16 protein-coding genes are annotated in these 16,996 nt (G+C 49.5%); 13 read left to right on the top strand and 3 right to left on the bottom strand.

Annotated features, from left to right (window positions below; translation table 11 throughout):
- Positions 1-146 precede the first annotated feature (146 nt).
- The 3 genes from NR302_RS22215 (at position 147) to NR302_RS22205 (ending at position 4,316) form a co-directional block, all read left to right on the top strand.
- A complete protein-coding gene (locus NR302_RS22215; protein ID WP_258145313.1) occupies positions 147-1,166 on the top strand; it encodes a LacI family DNA-binding transcriptional regulator in 1,020 nt (339 codons plus the stop codon).
- 202 nt (positions 1,167-1,368) lie between these two features.
- A complete protein-coding gene (locus tag NR302_RS22210; RefSeq protein ID WP_258145312.1) occupies positions 1,369-2,439 on the top strand; it encodes an acyltransferase in 1,071 nt (356 codons plus the stop codon).
- 515 nt (positions 2,440-2,954) lie between these two features.
- Positions 2,955-4,316, top strand: a complete 1,362-nt coding sequence (locus NR302_RS22205) for a GntP family transporter (RefSeq protein ID WP_258145311.1) — start codon at positions 2,955-2,957, stop codon at positions 4,314-4,316.
- 113 nt (positions 4,317-4,429) lie between these two features.
- On the opposite strand, the gene NR302_RS23750 is transcribed toward NR302_RS22205, so the two are convergent.
- Together NR302_RS23750 and NR302_RS22200 are read right to left on the bottom strand one after the other, a co-directional pair.
- On the bottom strand, positions 4,430-4,711 hold the full coding sequence (locus NR302_RS23750) for a zinc ribbon domain-containing protein (protein ID WP_374990654.1): 282 nt from the start codon (positions 4,709-4,711) through the stop codon (positions 4,430-4,432).
- Between the two features lie 12 nt (positions 4,712-4,723).
- Entirely contained in the window at positions 4,724-5,041 is a 318-nt protein-coding gene (locus NR302_RS22200; protein WP_008106864.1) for a DUF1471 domain-containing protein, read from the bottom strand.
- Between the two features lie 297 nt (positions 5,042-5,338).
- Between NR302_RS22200 and NR302_RS22195 the strand changes: the two genes are divergently transcribed.
- The 7 genes from NR302_RS22195 to NR302_RS22165 all read left to right on the top strand — a co-directional run bounded on the left by NR302_RS22195 (position 5,339) and on the right by NR302_RS22165 (position 14,043).
- Positions 5,339-7,246 (top strand): heavy metal translocating P-type ATPase, encoded by a 1,908-nt coding sequence (locus NR302_RS22195; protein WP_258145310.1) that lies wholly within the window; start codon positions 5,339-5,341, stop codon positions 7,244-7,246.
- A complete protein-coding gene (locus NR302_RS22190; protein WP_258145309.1) occupies positions 7,246-7,881 on the top strand; it encodes a carbonic anhydrase in 636 nt (211 codons plus the stop codon). Before NR302_RS22195 ends, NR302_RS22190 begins: the two co-directional genes overlap by 1 nt.
- Positions 7,878-9,365, top strand: coding sequence for a SulP family inorganic anion transporter (locus tag NR302_RS22185; protein WP_258145308.1), 1,488 nt, complete (start codon positions 7,878-7,880; stop codon positions 9,363-9,365). The genes NR302_RS22190 and NR302_RS22185 overlap by 4 nt, the downstream gene beginning before the upstream one ends.
- A 398-nt stretch (positions 9,366-9,763) precedes the next feature.
- Positions 9,764-11,281: a transcription antiterminator gene (locus NR302_RS22180; RefSeq protein ID WP_258145307.1), complete on the top strand. Its 1,518-nt coding sequence runs from the start codon at positions 9,764-9,766 to the stop codon at positions 11,279-11,281.
- Positions 11,271-11,744: a PTS sugar transporter subunit IIA gene (locus NR302_RS22175; RefSeq protein ID WP_258145306.1), complete on the top strand. Its 474-nt coding sequence runs from the start codon at positions 11,271-11,273 to the stop codon at positions 11,742-11,744. Before NR302_RS22180 ends, NR302_RS22175 begins: the two co-directional genes overlap by 11 nt.
- A 21-nt stretch (positions 11,745-11,765) precedes the next feature.
- Positions 11,766-13,220, top strand: a complete 1,455-nt coding sequence (locus NR302_RS22170; protein WP_258145305.1) for a PTS fructose transporter subunit IIC — start codon at positions 11,766-11,768, stop codon at positions 13,218-13,220.
- Complete coding sequence (locus NR302_RS22165) at positions 13,183-14,043, top strand: ketose-bisphosphate aldolase (RefSeq protein ID WP_061719233.1); 861 nt, start codon at positions 13,183-13,185, stop codon at positions 14,041-14,043. Before NR302_RS22170 ends, NR302_RS22165 begins: the two co-directional genes overlap by 38 nt.
- A 45-nt stretch (positions 14,044-14,088) precedes the next feature.
- Here NR302_RS22165 and NR302_RS22160 read toward each other — a convergent pair whose 3' ends face one another.
- A complete protein-coding gene (locus tag NR302_RS22160; RefSeq protein ID WP_154191163.1) occupies positions 14,089-14,478 on the bottom strand; it encodes a thioesterase family protein in 390 nt (129 codons plus the stop codon).
- A gap of 231 nt (positions 14,479-14,709) precedes the next feature.
- Between NR302_RS22160 and NR302_RS22155 the strand changes: the two genes are divergently transcribed.
- The 3 genes from NR302_RS22155 to argE are packed head-to-tail and all read left to right on the top strand — an operon-like array spanning position 14,710 to position 16,977.
- Entirely contained in the window at positions 14,710-15,135 is a 426-nt protein-coding gene (locus NR302_RS22155) for a RidA family protein (RefSeq protein ID WP_258145304.1), read from the top strand.
- 13 nt (positions 15,136-15,148) lie between these two features.
- Positions 15,149-15,823: a DUF1028 domain-containing protein gene (locus tag NR302_RS22150; protein ID WP_258145303.1), complete on the top strand. Its 675-nt coding sequence runs from the start codon at positions 15,149-15,151 to the stop codon at positions 15,821-15,823.
- A gap of 8 nt (positions 15,824-15,831) precedes the next feature.
- Positions 15,832-16,977, top strand: coding sequence for an acetylornithine deacetylase (gene argE, locus NR302_RS22145; RefSeq protein ID WP_258145302.1), 1,146 nt, complete (start codon positions 15,832-15,834; stop codon positions 16,975-16,977).
- Positions 16,978-16,996 lie beyond the last annotated feature (19 nt).

Genomic DNA, 16,996 nt, shown 5'->3' with positions numbered 1-16,996 from the left:
AGGCAAGAGATTTAAAATTCAATGATTGAAAATGTGAAGTTGATCGGTGTGAGTGAAAGGGCGTTCATAAGGCGATGGCAGAAAAATTGCCGTACATTTCGTCGCTTAGGTACACTGATGCGATGAGCATAGAAAAAGAGTGAAACATGGCGACCATAATCGAGGTGGCAAAAGTAGCAGGCGTATCGAAAGCAACCGTTTCGCGCGTGTTGTCTGGCAATGGTTATGTCAGCCAGGAAAAACGCGAGAAGGTCTATCAGGCGATTGCCGCCACCGATTTCCGCCCTAACTTGCTGGCGCGCAACCTGGCGACCAAGTCCAGCCAGACGATTGGGCTGGTGATCACCAACACCTTGTATACCGGCAGCTACTTCACCGAGTTGATGCAGCACTCCGCGCGCCTGATGGAACAGCAGGGACGTCAGCTGTTGCTGGTGGATGGCAAACACAGCGCCGAAGAGGAGCGCGCGGCCATTCAGTTCCTGCTCGATTTGCGTTGCGATGGCGTGATTATCTATCCGCGTTTTCTCACCACCGATGAAATGGACAGCATCATCGCGCAGCACAAACACCCGATATTGGTGATTAACCGCCGTCTGCGTCAGCACGACAGTTATTGCATTTACTCTGATCAACAGCGTAGCAGCAGCGCTGCAGTGGAGCAGCTGATTGCGCTGGGTCATCGCGATATTGCCTTTATCACTGGTTCACTGGATTCGCCGACCGGGCGCGAACGTTTGGCGGGCTACCAGGCAGCGCTGACCAAACATGGCATTCCAATTAATGATGCGCTGGTGGTCGAAGGAAAATGGCAGGCGCAAAACGGCATGACAGCAGTGGAACAGTTGCTAAAGCTTGGCAGAACGTTCACTGCGCTGGTGGCCAGCAACGATGATATGGCGGTAGGTGCGTTAAAAGCGCTGGCGGCAGCGCAGATTGCCGTTCCTGCTCAAGTAGCGGTGATCGGGTTCGACGATATCCCGTTGGCGCCGTTTACCATTCCAGCATTATCCAGTGTGAAAATGCCGGTCACCGAGATGATTCAGGAAACCATTGAACGCCTGATTTCCATGCTGGATGGCGGCGAAATGCGCAATGACAAAAGCTTTGCCGGTGAATTAATTGTGCGTGAATCTGTCGGGCCGGGACCGCATCACAATCTGTAATGGAAAATTTGAGTTTCTGATTCCATTAATTTAGTCACTGATATTTGATGGGAATCTTTTTATTTCTCCATTAATGAGTGGCTTTATTTTTTAAAGAGACTCTTATTTTAATCTGCGTTAATCAGAATTAGCCTGATTGATTGTAAAACTGTGTCAGTGTTAATTTGACTTTACTCTTCCAGTCATCTTTCCTGAGGGAATTATGCACGCACGTATAACGCACCTTGATGGTATGCGCGGCCTGGCGATCCTGTTAGTTATCGGTTACCACGCTTACGCGCGATGGCCGGAATTATTGCCATATGTCGCACAAACACAACATGTCCCACTTTTTAGCTTTGGCTGGCTCGGCGTAGAACTGTTTTTCATGATCTCGGGATTTGTCATTTTTATGACGCTGGATAAATCCAACAGCTATATCAGTTTCCTGAAAAAGCGCTGGTTGCGCCTGTTTCCCGCCATGTTTATTGCCAGCATGCTGCTGTTTGCGGTAGGCGGTTTCTTTCCTGAATGGTCAGCGATGACGCCTTACTTCAGGAATCTGCTGCCTGGCTTGATATTTACCAACCCGGAAACCCTGACGCAATTAACCGGCATTGAATTTAAATCGATGGCGGGATCGTTCTGGTCGCTGTATGTCGAAGCGGTTTTCTATCTGATTATTGGCGCCGTATACTTTATCCTGGGCCGGAAATATTGTTTGCCTGCTTTGCTGGTGCCAATGCTGCTGTTATCTGCTTCGTCGGTATTAAAATCGCTTGGGCATCCGCTGCTGATTGATATTATTTCTAAGTTTGGTTTTATTCACTATTCCTGGTTTATGGTGGGTTGCCTGGTTTATGAACGTATGCACGGCCGCGATAAACTGTTCCATTATGGGATTGTTGCTGTGGCGATGCTGATTAACTTCAGCTATTTCGTCAAAAATGCCGGCGCGATAACTGTGATTCCATTGCTGATGGTAATGTTGTTCTTTGTCGCCAGTTTCTACTTAAAACAGATGGAGCGCTGGCTTTCAATACGCTTCCTGACTGCTGTTGGATTTGCCAGTTACGCATTTTATCTGATTCACGAAAACCTGATGATCGCCACGCTGATTAAACTTAACGTCTATATCAAAAGTGAAGTTGTCATGCTGCTGATGCCCATTGTGGTGGCCACAGTGCTGTACTACGTCGCTTTCCTGATCACCAAATATGCCGAACCGGCGCTGCGAAATATGCTGAAGGGCAAACGCATCCCCGCGGCACCGCAATCTGGCGCGGGCGCTTAGTACACAACATATCCCTCTTCCCCATCCCTGGCGTGATTATCGCCGGGGATTTTTCTATCACTTCTCACGCTCAACTATCAACACTCTTCATATCCCACCTGCGCTTTAACATATTTTCACACGCTTATGAACCTTCACCATCGCCATCGTGCAAATACAAACTCACCCCTTCGGGTTAGGCTTTGGCCCGTGCGGCTAAGCCGGTTTGTAGAGATATGAAAGGTAATGTGAAGAATTGTTATTCCAAGCGCTTTGCGGTGGGTTTTGTGAAGCCTGACACGTTTATTTAACAACAAAGCTGTCAGGATTCACACTAACAAACAAATATTAACGTAATTTAACAAGGAGGGTTGCGAGTGCTACACATCAATACGGTGGTAAGCGGTTTGGGTCATTGATTTTTAAAAAGTAACCCACCGTACGGTTCATATCCCGTTGGGATGAGTCGTTTTTTAGCTTCACATTGCGCCAACACCATTTTTACCTGCTGAAAAAAATTATTAGAGGTCTTACTGATGTCCACAACGTTGTTGTTAACCATCGCGCTGGCAAGCGTGATTTTGCTGTTACTTCTGGTGATAAAAGCAAAAGTTCATCCCTTTATTGCTCTGCTGGTTTCCAGCTTGTTTGTGGCGATAACCACCGGAATACCTACCGGCGAGATCATGAAGGTGATTCTCGGCGGCATGGGCGGTTTGCTCGGTAACATTGCGCTGATTATTGTTCTGGGCGCGATACTCGGAGCGATTATTGAAGCCTCAGGCGGTGCGGATGCGCTGGCCAATCGCTTCGCGAAGCTGTGCGGACCACAGCGCATGGTAGCGGCATTGACCACGGTTGCCTTCATCCTTGGCCTACCGGTGTTCTTTGATGTTGGCTTTATCATTGTGGTACCGCTGATTTACGGCTTCACCAAGGTGCTGCGGGTATCAACGCTGAAGTTCGGTTTACCGATGGCCGGCATGATGTTGATGGTCCATGTCACCGTGCCAACCCATCCAGGCCCAGCGGCGGCCGCTGCGCTACTGAATGCGGATTTGGGTTGGTTGATGCTGCTGGGCATTGCGCTTTCAATTCCCGTCGGTGTGGTTGGCTACTTCGCGGCCAAAGCGATTAATCGCAAAAATTACACGTTGTCAGTTCAGGTGCTGGAGCAGCTGCAATTAACGGAAACCAGCGAGAAGACGTCATCCAGCGAGGAAAAACAAAATGTGCCGGGCGCGTGGGTGATCTCCGGCTTGATCGTTCTGCCTATTTTCCTGATTACCTTGGGCACGCTGCTACCGCCATACTTAACCCCAGACAGTTTGTTGCTGAACACCTTAACCTTGCTCGGCTCGCCAGGTATTGCTTTGCTGGTGACGGTGGCGTTAGCCGCATGGTTGCTCGGTATTCGCCGTGGCTGGACGAAAGACAAACTGGAAAGCCTATCAAATAACGCCATTTCAACTGCGGCAGGCGTCATTTTGGTATCCGGCGCGGGCGGTGTATTTGGCCGCGTGCTGGTTGAATCTGGCGTCGGTAAAGCGCTGGCGGGTTCGCTGCAAACCATTAATCTGCCGCTCATCCCAGCCGCATTTATCCTTTCGTTAGCGCTGCGCGCCTCACAGGGTTCCGCCACCGTTGCCATCGTCACCACCTGCGGCTTGTTAAGCACCGCTGCCGCCGGGCTGGGTGACATGCAGCTGGTATTGGTCGCGCTGGCAGCATGCTTCGGTGCGCTGGGCTTGTCGCATGTCAATGATTCCGGCTTCTGGGTGGTCACGCGCTATCTCGGCTTGTCAGTTGCAGATGGTTTGAAAACCTGGACGGTGCTGACCACGATCATGGGATTATGTGGTTTTGCGCTGACCTGGCTGATTTGGTCGTTTATTTGATAGTAAGGGCAGGATGGCTCATCCTGCCCATTACGCTTATCTCACCCTTAATAAATAAAAAGACCAGACTCTTGCTCGCTAGTCTTTTTATCTTATAGCTCAATGAATATCAGTTAACCTTTGTGCTTCTGCAATCCGCACCTATTGCAGAATGTCGCCACCGGTGAAATCACATTGTTGCAGTTGGGGCAGATGGCATTGGTTTCGCCACCACACTTTCCGCAAAAGCGATCGTCTTTATTGCATTGGTATTGGCAATATGGGCAAGGTATCGTCAGGGATTCATTAGCAGAGGGTGAATATCTGCTGGAATCACTACCCTTGTGATGATGATGTCCATGTCCGCCATGGTGCCCACTTGCAATGCCCGCAAAGAGTGATTTGAATAATCCCATTACACATCATCCCTAATTATTTTTCGCCATATTATTTCTCGGCGAATAAATGGCTGCATTCGCACTCCAGAAACCATTGTTCATCATTTGAAGGCGAGTTACATAATACCCAACGGCTCCACGTTTTTGCGCTTCAATTCTGATTGACTCAAGCACTTCTTCAGAAGTTCTTCTTTGGTTGGTAAAGGAGATGTCACCAATATGCTCCCAGTTTCCCCCCTTTGTTTCCTTGTAAGAAATTTCAACCGGAAAATTATCCTGCGCTTGAGAAATTACAGGTAAAATCAATGTGGTAGCAAACATCGCTACAGCAAGCATCATTTTTTTCATATTACACTCTCCATTTACGCCTGGTATTCAGGCTTCCGCTTTTAGTTTTGCATTAAATATACCCAGTCGGGCAACATGCAAACGTCGTTATTTACATGAATTTAGTAATTGCATTTATTTTATCGCGTAAAACAATTTATATTTCGTTTAGTGATGGGGTCTTTGTTTATTTAATTCATGTCGTTATGTTTGTTGTAATAAAACCTTCATGTAATTATTTGTAATTCACATTGAGCGATTGGAATGATCTGTTGTTTATCTTCACTCTCGACATGTGTCGATAATTTGGAGCTGAAGGTGAAAAAGAACATGATATTTAGATCTGGTTTAAATGATTTATTTAAACCTATTGCTGGCTTTTCAATTCTGCTGCTGATTGCTTGGTCGATGCAGATTCTCTCAATCAGATTTTCACAACTGCTTTTTATATTTCTCGTACTCTTTGCGCTGTGGCCAGTTGCCCGCAAAGCATGGAAGAAATCGCTGGAAGGCAATATTTTCAGCATGGAAACGCTGATGAGTTTCGCGTCGCTAGGCGCATTGATGATAAATGCCGTATACGAAGCAGCGGTAGTGCTTTGGCTGTTTCATATCGGTGAAAGTCTTGAGCAATATGCTACGCAGCGAGCGCGAGCGGGGGTTTCTTCTCTGATGGCCATGATGCCGGAAACCGTCATGCTTTTGGATGATGGAACCTTGAGGGCGGTACCCGTTAGTCAATTGAAGCCAGGTGATGAAATTGAAATTGCGCCCGGCGGTAGGTTACCGGCTGATGCCATTTTGCAGGACAGCATGGCCGCATTCGATGAGAGTGCATTGACGGGAGAATCTCTTCCGGTGGAATACGCAAAAGGACAACAGATTTATGCCGGTAGCGTGATCGTTGATCGTGTTTGTCGGTTCATCGTCACCTCTGAACAAGGCTGTAACGCCATTGATCGCATTCTGAAATTGATTGATGAAGCCGATGCGCATAAATCACCGACAGAACGATTCATTGATGTGTTCAGCCGCACCTACACGCCGATCATTGCTCTGCTTTCCATGATGGTGATGATTATTCCTCCCTTTTTCTACGACCAACCCTGGGATATGTGGCTCTACCGGGGATTGGCGGTGATGTTAATCGGCTGTCCCTGTGCGCTGGTGATCTCAGTGCCTGCCGCAATTACCTCCGGTTTGGCTGCGGCAGCTCGTCGCGGGATTCTGATTAAAGGGGGAGCCGCATTAGAGAAGTTGGCCGAGATAAAAGTTATCGCCATGGACAAAACAGGCACGTTGACAGAAGGGCGTCCAACAGTGGTTTGCATTATCACTGATAAACCCGATGATGAAGATCGGGTGTTAAGCCTCGCCGCGGGTGTAGAGGAAGGATCATCCCATCCGCTGGCGCAAGCCATTATCCGTCAAGCCAGAAAGCGCTTTAATGATTATCCGATTGCTGGCAATCGCCAGGCGTTATCTGGTCAGGGGGTAAAAGGCGATATTGATGGTCGGGACGTCAACGTCATGGCACCTACGTTTGCGCCGCCATTCGCACCTGATAGCATCTTGCAGGGTGAAATTGAGCGTTTGCAGGACGCCGGATTAACGGTGGTGGTGGTCGCATTAGAGAATGTGCCGCTGGGCATTATTGCACTGCAGGATACGTTGCGTGTCGATGCCAAAAAAACCATTCAGGCTTTAACCGCAATGAACGTTGAGAGCCTGATGCTAACAGGTGATAACCCACGAGCGGCTGCGGCTATCGCCGGACAACTTGGGATGAAATATCAGGCAGGTTTATTACCCAGGCACAAAGTGGAAGCGGTCTATCTTCAACAAATCGTAGCACCAACGGCCATGGTTGGTGACGGTATCAACGATGCGCCTGCATTGCGGGCGGCAGATATTGGCATTGCGATGAGCGGGGGAACCGACGTCGCCCTCGAAACCGCCGACGTCGCGCTAACGCATGATCGCCTTGCTGGATTACCTGAGCTTCTGCATTTAGCCCGCCGCACCCGAACCATCATTGGTCAGAATGTGACGCTCTCAATTGGCTTAAAAATCATTTTTCTCCTGACCAGCATGCTCGGTGTGACCGGGCTTTGGGTGGCTATTCTGGCCGATTCGGGCGCCACGGTGGTGGTAACGTTCAATGCGCTCAGATTATTACGCACTGAGAAAACGCCGCCACAAATGATCCTAAAGGAGAATAGCTAATGCCTAACGCCACATTAGAACTCCTGCTGGCGCGTAACCGCATCCACGCGGCGCGCGTCAGTCGTCACGACGCCGAATACTTTTCCCGTCATGAGGCGGGGCAAGCGCCACGTTGCCTGTGGATTGGCTGTGCTGATAGCCGGGTACCAGTAGATACTTTGGTTCAGGCATCGCCGGGTGAATTATTTGTGATGCGTAATGTCGCGAATCAGGTGCTGGCAGAGGACGACAGCATTATGAGCGGCATTGAATATGCTCTGAATACGTTGCGAGTCGATACCGTGATCATTTGCGGCCATACCCACTGCGGCGGTGTTGATTTTGCCGGTTTGATGGCAGTGGTACCGGGCGAAGAAAAAAAGGATACGCCACTCACCCGACAGATGTTCCCTCTCAGCCAGGCCTTGCGCCAGCAGATCAAACAGCATCCGGAGTGGAGGCAGTTATCCAAAGATCATCTCAAACGATTCTTTGTAGAAGCTAACGTGCGTCAGCAGATTGTCCATTTGCAGCAAACTGCGCTGTTTCAATCGGCAAAACGGCAGCGCCCGCTGGAGATATTTGGCTGCATTTATGATTTAAAAACAGGGATTCTGGACGTTTTGTCGGATGAGAACGGTGAGGTCACGCTATGAAGACGCCTCTTTTTTCTCATTTAGCGACGGTGAAACAGGATGTATTTGCAGGCGTGGTCGTGTTTTTGGTTGCGTTACCATTATGTTTGGGTGTGGCTCAGGCAAGTGGCATGCCACCTTTGGCAGGGCTGCTCAGTGGAATTATTGGCGGTTTATTGATTACAGCCATCAGTCCTTCTCCGCTCTCCGTCAGTGGGCCAGCAGCAGGAATGATAGCGCTAGTGGTAACGAGCATTGCAACACTCGGCAGCATATCAGCCATGTTAGTTGCGTTGATTCTGGCGGGAGCACTGCAGATTGCGGCGGGGCTATTTCGTTTAGGCCGGTTGGCCGGCTTAATCCCCGGAACCGTGATTCGTGGTTTGCTGGCGGGCATTGGCATTTTACTTATCGTTCAGCAGATACCTGTCGCGTTTGGTTATGTACCAGACAGACCAGCAGGCAGTGAGATTTCGCTGCATTTTTTCCATGACATCACCGGCGGATCGGTGCTGATTATGGCGGTGAGTTTGGTGTTGCTTGTCCTGATGGAGATGCCACGATTTAAGCAAAGCCGATGGTCTGCGCTGCCAGCACCACTGGTCGTTGTATTGTGGGGAATAGTGGCGCAATTTTTATTATCCACTTCAGAAGGTTGGCAGTTACCATTATCGCAGCGGGTGCAGCTGCCTGACTGGTCATGGGATGAAGCATGGCCACTCTCAGCGCCCGATTGGTCGGCATTATCACAGCCTTCGCTCTATCAGATTGCTTTCAGTCTTGCTCTGCTGGCAAGTCTGGAAACCCTACTTAGCCTTGAGGCGACGTCACGTATTGATCCCCTCAAGCGCGCACCGCACTCCGATCGTGAACTGGTTGCGCAGGGCGCAGGTAATATGGTGAGCGGCTTATTGGGAGGTCTGCCGCTAACGGCGGTTATTGTGCGTAGTTCTGCGAATGTGTATGCCGGCGCTCGCACGCGTTTTTCGGCGATCTTTCACGGTCTGCTCCTGGCATTGAGCGCGCTGTTACTGGGCCCGATATTGAATACGATCCCCTTTGCCAGCCTTTCAGCCATTCTAATTTTCACCGGTTTTAAACTCGCCTCTCCGTCATTGTTCATCAGAGAATGGCGGCAAGGTAAGACGCTGTTCATTCCCTTTATGGTTACGGTGACTGGAATTGTCGGAATAGGCCTGCTGCAAGGTATTGGTCTTGGCGTATTGTGCCAGCTATTAATTAGCGTCATGAAAGCCGAGAAAAATACTTTAACGCTCACACAGCACGGCAGCATTCATTTACTGCGTATTCACCAGAACATTACCTTCATCAGTAAACCCGAACTCTGCCGCTTATTAGACAGTATCCCCAATGAAAGTACCGTTTATATTGAGGTGGCTGATGGCATCACGCTGGCACCCGATCTCCGCGAGGCGATACAAGCATTTGCATCCCAGGCAAAGCAACGCAAGCTCACGCTGTTTTTGCCAACTATGATGCAGTGATTTTATCTTCAGACAACGCCTTGCAAGGTAGCTTGCAAGGCGTTGTCTATTATTTCTTTTGCAAAGCATTAAACTCATTAAACCCAGAATCAATTGGCAGCCGAAAATAGTCGCCATTGGCGATTAGCATGATGATGCCCATCACACTTTTCACATTCTCTGGCTCTTTTAATCGCGCTTATGTGGAAAATTGATGGCTGCGTCAAAATAACTCCACCTATAATAATAACGAATTAACCTCCCGTAGAGTTTAAATCCACGTTCCTATATTAGTTGAGTTTAAGTGTTCAACGATATGTCCATCTTCTGCCCATCATTTAGTATTTTCCTCGTTACTTATCTCTCGTATAAACGTATCCATGGTGGGTAACGGTGAAAAACAACCAAGGGCGTCAAGAATGACAGCACTGAACCAACGACAAAACGGAATTATTGATTTTCTGATCACAGAGAATGATTGGGTTCCGGCGAATCGGGTTGCCGAATCTCTCGACATTTCTGTCAGTACGCTGCGAAGAGATATTGAAGTTATCAATGAATTTTGTTCTGACAATCAACGTCGCATCATCAGCAAGCCGGGATTGGGTTTGCGCTTAGATGGCGGATCGGTTTTCTCGCGCGGCACATCAGCTGTCTCTGAACAGCACCATGAAATATTAAGTACTAAACGCTTAGTCGGTATTACCACTGATTTATTGACGCAATCACCTGCGCCATTGTCACTTAGCGCGTTGTCGGAGAAATTTTTTGTCAGCCGATCTTCAATTGTGGAAGATTTAAAGAAGGTCGAGGCCTGGCTGGCTACATTCGCTTTGACGTTGATTCGCGACCATTCCGGCACTTACATTCAAGGTAACGATCTGGATATTCGCATGGCGCTAAAAGATATCATCACCGTAAGCGTATTGAGTCATTATCAAACGGCGGATAGCCGAATTGACCGTTTCTCCAGAACCAAATTAGTCGATCAATTTGGCAAGGTGAATGTAGATAATTGCATCTCGCTCATTGGCTTAATTGAAGATGAATTTACTTGTGCAATCAGTGAGCCTTATTACACCAATCTCTTTTCACATCTGCTGGTGATGATTCGACGCGCGGCGGGTCTTGCGGCGCAATCGGATGTACAAACTTATGCGCGACATGAGGGCAAAGAGTGGACGATTGCCGAGAAAGCCGTCAGTTGGTTGCAGGATGAGTACCGAATTACCTTACCGGCGATTGAAGTGAGTTATATCTACCAATATCTGATTTCATCAGGCCGCCATACGTTGACGCCAGTTGATAGCCTTCCGCTACCACTCAACAGCGAGTCCGATCGCTACGCCGAGAGACTTATTCGTGAATCATCCGAGGATCTGGGCCTTGACCTTAGCCTGGATAAGAAATTGCGTCACGATTTGGCTCAGCATATTAAGCCGATGCTCAACCGACTCGCCTATGGCATCGCTATCCATAATCCATTGTTGGATGAAATTAAAAGTGAGCTGAGTAGCGCTTTTAATGCGGTGAAAAAGGCGGCAGATCGTATTAATCAAAAATATGGCTATGCGGATATCTCTGATGATGAAGTGGCTTATCTAACGATTTACTTACAAACCGCGCTGGATAAATTCCGTGCTGCTAAGAAGATCATTATCGTTTGCTCCAGTGGTGTAGGAACATCGCAGTTGTTATCCAGCCGTATTAATCGTGCGTTTCCCGAATGGGAAATTATTGCCATCGTACCCGGCAGTCAGCTCACACACACACTTGAAATGAAAGAGTGCGATTTAATTATCTCAACCATCAAGTTAGAGGATGTTGAGTTACCGGTTGCCTATGTCTCGGCAATTTTCTCTAAAAAAGATATTGCGAGAGTTTCAGAAAGACTTTTTTCTGATGAAAATATGAAGGAGAAACACCATGCTGGATAAAGTCATCGTATCAGATATTTTAACCCGCTCATGTGTGGTTACTGATTTAGTCGCGAGTAATAAAATTGAGGTGATAGAGGCATTATCTTCGCTACTCTATGCTGAGAATATTATTAACGATAAAGCCTTATTTATTCAGGATGTGATTGCGCGAGAAGCGCTGGGGCCAACCGGTTTTGATAATCAGGTGGCGATACCACATGGTAAATCGGTGGCAGTGAATGAAACCCGCATGGCGGTGGCTAATTTACGCACGCCGGTTGACTGGGAAACCGAAGAGGACGTAGCGGTAAAGTTGGTGATTTTATTTGCGGTACGCAATGCCGATAGCGGCATTGGTCATATTAAAGTATTAGCCCGTGTGTCTGTGGCATTGGGTGATGATGAAATTGTTGAGCGATTAATTAATGCCAAAACTAACGAAGAGTTGTATCGGTTAATCGTCAATAATACCGGAGTATAAACTTTTTACCTGGAGTTTATAATGAAACTGATCGCTATTACCGCCTGTCCGACAGGCGTCGCCCACACTTACATTGCAGAAGCCAATCTGAAAAAAAGTGCAGCTAAGATGGGCATCGACATTGTAGTTGAAACCCACGGCGCGGTGGAGAGTGAATATCACTTCACTCAGGATGATATTAGCCAGGCGGATGCGGTATTGATCGCTGCAGATAAAGTCATCGACCTACGCCGATTTAAAGGAAAACGTATTTTCAAAGTACCGGTGGCGCGCGCGGCGAAAGATGCCAGCGGATTATTAAGCAATATCATGAGTGGCGCGCTAAAACCGGAGATAAGCAGCAACAATGAAGCGTTAAACATAGATGAAAACGAGGCGCAGGCCAGCGGAAAATCCACGTTGTCGCAGCTCTATATTCATCTGATTACCGGCGTGAATCTGATGATTCCGTTTGTGATAGCCGGAGGCATATTAATTGCTCTCAGCTTTTCCTTTGGTATTAATGCAGCAACACCGGGCGATGCGAATTTCAGTCCGATTGCAAAAATGTTGTCTGACATCGGTGGCGGTGCGGCTTTTGCGCTGATGTTGCCGATTCTGTCGCTCGGCATCAGTAAATCAATCAGTGGTAATCTGGGTATTGTGTCTGGTGCGGTCGGCGGCATGCTCGCGGTGCACACCGGTGCGGGTTTTCTTGGGGCGCTATTTGCTGGCTTCCTCGCCGGTTATATCACGCTGCTGGTAGTAAAATATATCCATCTGCCCAAGGCGATTGCGGGTTTAAAACCGATTCTGATTGTGCCACTGCTGACGGTGTTATTAACCGGCGCATTAATGATTTTAGTTATCGGTCAGCCAATCAGAATGTTGCTTGAAGCGCTGACCTCATTCCTGCAAAGCATGGGCAATATGAATGCCGCCATTATGGGGTTGATGATTGGCGTAATGGTCGCATTTGACATGGGCGGCCCGTTAAATAAAACCGTGTGCATGTTTGCCATCGGATTAATGTCCACCGGCATTTATGAACCTATCGCCGCTTGTATGGCGGCTGGAATGGTTCCGCCATTAGGCATTGCGCTGGCTACCACACTGTTTGGCCGCAAATTCACCGCACAAGAGCGCGAAACCGGCAAAGTCACCTATGTATTAGGGCTGTCATTTATCACTGAAGGCGCAATTCCCTATGCGGTTGCGGATCCGTTACGTGTCATTCCCGCAATTTGTGCCGGTTCAGGCTTGGCGGGGGCGCTCTCCATGGCGCTAGGTTGCGCTTCTCGCGCACCGCACGGCGGCGTGTTCGTCCTGTTTATACCCAATGTGATTACGCATGTATTGGCCTATATGTTTGCGATTGCTGCGGGTGCGGTATTTACCGCGGTGATCCTGCGATTTATTAAGAAAGACGTAAATGAAACCCTTACCGAAGGAGTGAATGATGTTAATCAACATGAAGAATCTTTTGAGCGTGGCTAAGAATAATAAGTTTGGTGTCGGTGCTTTTAATATCGCCTCCGCTGAGTTTGCTCGTCTGGTAATTGAAGTGGCGGAAGAACTTAAATCACCGGTTATTCTGGAAGTACACCCGGTAGAACATGATTTCGTGGGTGATGCTTTTATTGTTTATCTGCGTGAGTTAGGCGCTAAAGCCAGCGTGCCGGTGGTGATTCATCAGGATCACGGACAGTCGCTGGAGCACAATATTAAGGCCATACAAACCGGCTACACCTCGGTGATGATTGATGCCTCCTTATTGCCATTTGAAGAGAATATTGCGCTGACGCGTAAAATGACGGAAATCGCTCACGCTGCGGATGTGTCGGTGGAAGCGGAGTTAGGCACCATTGGCGTTGCTGAAGGGAGTGCGGAAGGCGGGCACAGCGAAATCCTCTTTACCGATCCCGATCAGGCGGAACGTTTTGTCAAAGAGACCGGCGTCGATACCTTAGCGGTTGCTATTGGCACATCGCACGGGCTTTATCCAGCTGGCAAACAACCGAAGCTGGATATTCCTCGTTTGAAAGAAATTGCCGCACGCGTGGATATTCCGCTGGTACTGCATGGCGGTTCCGGTAATAAAGACAGCGAAGTTGCCGAAGCCATTCAACATGGTGTCAGTAAAATCAATATATCCAGCGATATGAAGAAAGCCTTTTTTGTCATGCTGGAAGATGAGATTAAGCGCGGTGGGCATGAACCGAGTGAATTGTTCCTGAAACCGATTGCCGCCGCTAAAGAGGTGGTCGCGCACAAGATGCGGTTGTTCTCTTCAGTGGGTAAAGCCGAACTCTATGCCTAAATGTACGTAGGGTCGCCATTCATGGCGACCCTTACCAAAACCGCATCACGCATCCGCTAACGCATTCATCACCGCATCAGGCATGGAAGGGCGTCCATTCTGCAGGCAGGTGGCAACAAAAGTCGCATCGGCATACACCACGCCGTTGACCAGAATCTGCTGCACAAAATTGACGCGATTGCGCTTCTCATTCTTCGCCAGCACGCAGGTCACTTCAACCTTGTCACCTTTCACCAGGCTCTTACGAAAGCGCAGGGAATACTCCAGCACCATGTAAATTTTGCCCTGCTTAAACTCTTCTTCCATATCGATACCCAGGGCTTCACGCATATAAGCATGGCGCGTCCACTCCATATAAAACGGATAGTAGAGGCCATCGACCACGCCCTGAAAATCAATATGTTTTTCATCAACCTCATACTGCTTTGTAAACATTTTTTTATCCTTATCTGAGAGTTAGGTGAAGAAGGAGGGTGGTATACCTCAGAACGCGCGTCCGGTAAACGTCAGTTAGGCGACTGGTGATGATGGTCACAATTTAATGCTAAAAATCATCTCCGTGAGCACCTTCGGATTTTCTAAAGCAACACCTCGGTTAATGCTGTTTTCGCTGCCATGCATTGGAAGGTATACCTTGCGCAAATCCTTTTCGCATAGCAGGCAAGCATGACCACACATACTCGCATCCGTAAATTCAACACCAAAAAAACCTATCCCAATCAGGCACTGGATAACGATCTCTGTCAGGCGGTGCGCGCGGGCAACACCGTGTATGTCCGTGGGCAGATTGGCACCGACTTTGCGGGCAATCTGGTGGGTTTAGGCGATCCCGCCGCGCAAGCCGAGCAGGCGATGAAGAACGTAAAACAGCTATTGGAAGAAGCGGGCAGCGACTTGACGCACATCGTCAAAACCACCACTTACATCATTGACCCACGTTATCGCGAGCCGGTGTATCAGGTGGTCGGCAAATGGCTGAAAGGCGTGTTCCCGATCTCCACCGGCTTGGTGATTTCCGGTTTAGGTCAGCCGCAATGGTTGATGGAAATCGATGTGATCGCGGTTATTCCAGACGATTGGCAAGCGGAATAAGAGGCAGGCGACGATGACGTTATCCATTGTGGGACGCTGCGACGAAACCGGCCAAATCGGCATTGCCATTAGCTCATCCAGCATTGCGGTGGGCGCACGTTGCCCATGGCTACGCTCAGCGGTGGGTGCAGTATCAACCCAAAACATCACTTTACCGGCGTTAGGTCCGCGCATTCTTGATCGCCTGCAACAAGGCGACAGCGCAGAAGCCGCGCTCAAAGCCGGTTTAGCCAGCGATGATTATCACCATTATCGCCAGGTTACGGTGTTAGCTGCGAATGGCCAAACGGCCTGCTTTAGCGGTGATAAAACCTTGGGAATCAATAACGCGCAAACCGGTCATCATTGTGTTGCGGCGGGCAATCTGCTGGCTAACCCTGCGGTGATTCCGGCGATGGTTAGCGCCTTTGAGCAGCATTCCGGGCATTTAGCCGAGCGCTTAATCGCGGCGATGCAAGCGGGCATGCAGGCCGGCGGCGAAGCGGGGCCGGTGCACTCCTCAGCATTGTCGATCGTTGATGATCAGGTATGGCCGATTGTCGATCTGCGTGTTGACTGGACGGATGGCGATCCGATTAGCGAACTCGACCAGCTGTGGCTGGCCTATCAGCCACAAATGAACGATTACGTGACGCGCGCCATCGATCCAACGCAGGCACCCAGTTACGGCGTGCCGGGCGATGAGTAGGAGTTCCTATGTTTACCAGCCGACAACTGCTTGAAAAGCTGGTGGCGTTTGACACCACCAGCCGTGAATCCAACCTGGCATTGATCGATTTCGTCTGGCGTTACCTGAGTGATTTGGGTGTCAGCTGTGAGCTAATCCACAACGCGGAACGCAGTAAAGCCAATTTGTATGCGCGTCTTGGGCCAGCTGGCGATGGCGGTGTGATGCTTTCTGGCCACAGCGATGTGGTGCCGGTGGATGGACAAAACTGGAGCGTGCCGCCGTTTGCTCTCACCGAACGTGACGGCAAGTTATACGGGCGCGGCACCGCCGATATGAAAGGCTACATCGCCTGCATGCTGGCGGCAGTGCCCCACTTTCTGGCGCAACCGCTGACACAGCCGTTGCATTTGGCGATCTCCTACGACGAAGAAGTCGGCTGCCTTGGCGTGCGCACCTTGCTGGAGGCGCTGGCGCAGCGTGCGGAAAAACCGGCTATCTGCCTGATTGGTGAACCTACCGAACTGCAACCAGTGCTGGGTCATAAGGGCAAATTGGGCGTGCGCTGTGAAGTGAAGGGTGCGGCTTGCCATTCGGCCTATGCGCCGCAGGGCGTTAATGCCATCGAATATGCCGCGAGATTGATTCAGCAGTTAACGGCGATGGGCGAGCGGATGGCACAACATCGGGATTCTCGTTTTGATCCGCCGTTTACCACCGTACAAACCGGCATCATCAGCGGCGGCCGCGCATTGAACATTGTGCCCGCCGAATGCGCCTTTGATTTTGAAGTGCGTACCTTGCCGCAGGATGATGCGCAAGCCATCGCCGCTGAGCTCGAGGCGTTCGCACAAGCAGAACTGTTGCCGCGCATGCAGGCCATCGCAGCGGACAGCGCGATCCATTTTTATCCGATTAGCGGCTATCCAGGATTATTGACCGATGCCCAAAGTGAGGCCGCGCGACTGATCGCCTATTTAACCCAATCCAGCGACTTCAGCACCGTGGCATTTGGCACCGAAGGCGGCTTATTCCATCAGGCCGGTATTCCCAGCGTGATTTGCGGGCCGGGCAGCATGGCGCAAGGACATAAACCGGACGAATTCATCAGCATCGCGCAGTTGGAAGCCTGTGACGCCATGTTGCAACGCTTAGCCGCATGGATGAGTCAATAATTTCTGTGACATTGTCACG

The organism is Pantoea sp. SOD02 (genome assembly GCF_024707505.1).
Lineage (GTDB): Bacteria > Pseudomonadota > Gammaproteobacteria > Enterobacterales > Enterobacteriaceae > Pantoea > Pantoea symbiotica.
The sequence above is the reverse complement of the archived record's forward strand: the minus strand, read 5'-3'. Positions and strand labels throughout refer to the sequence as shown.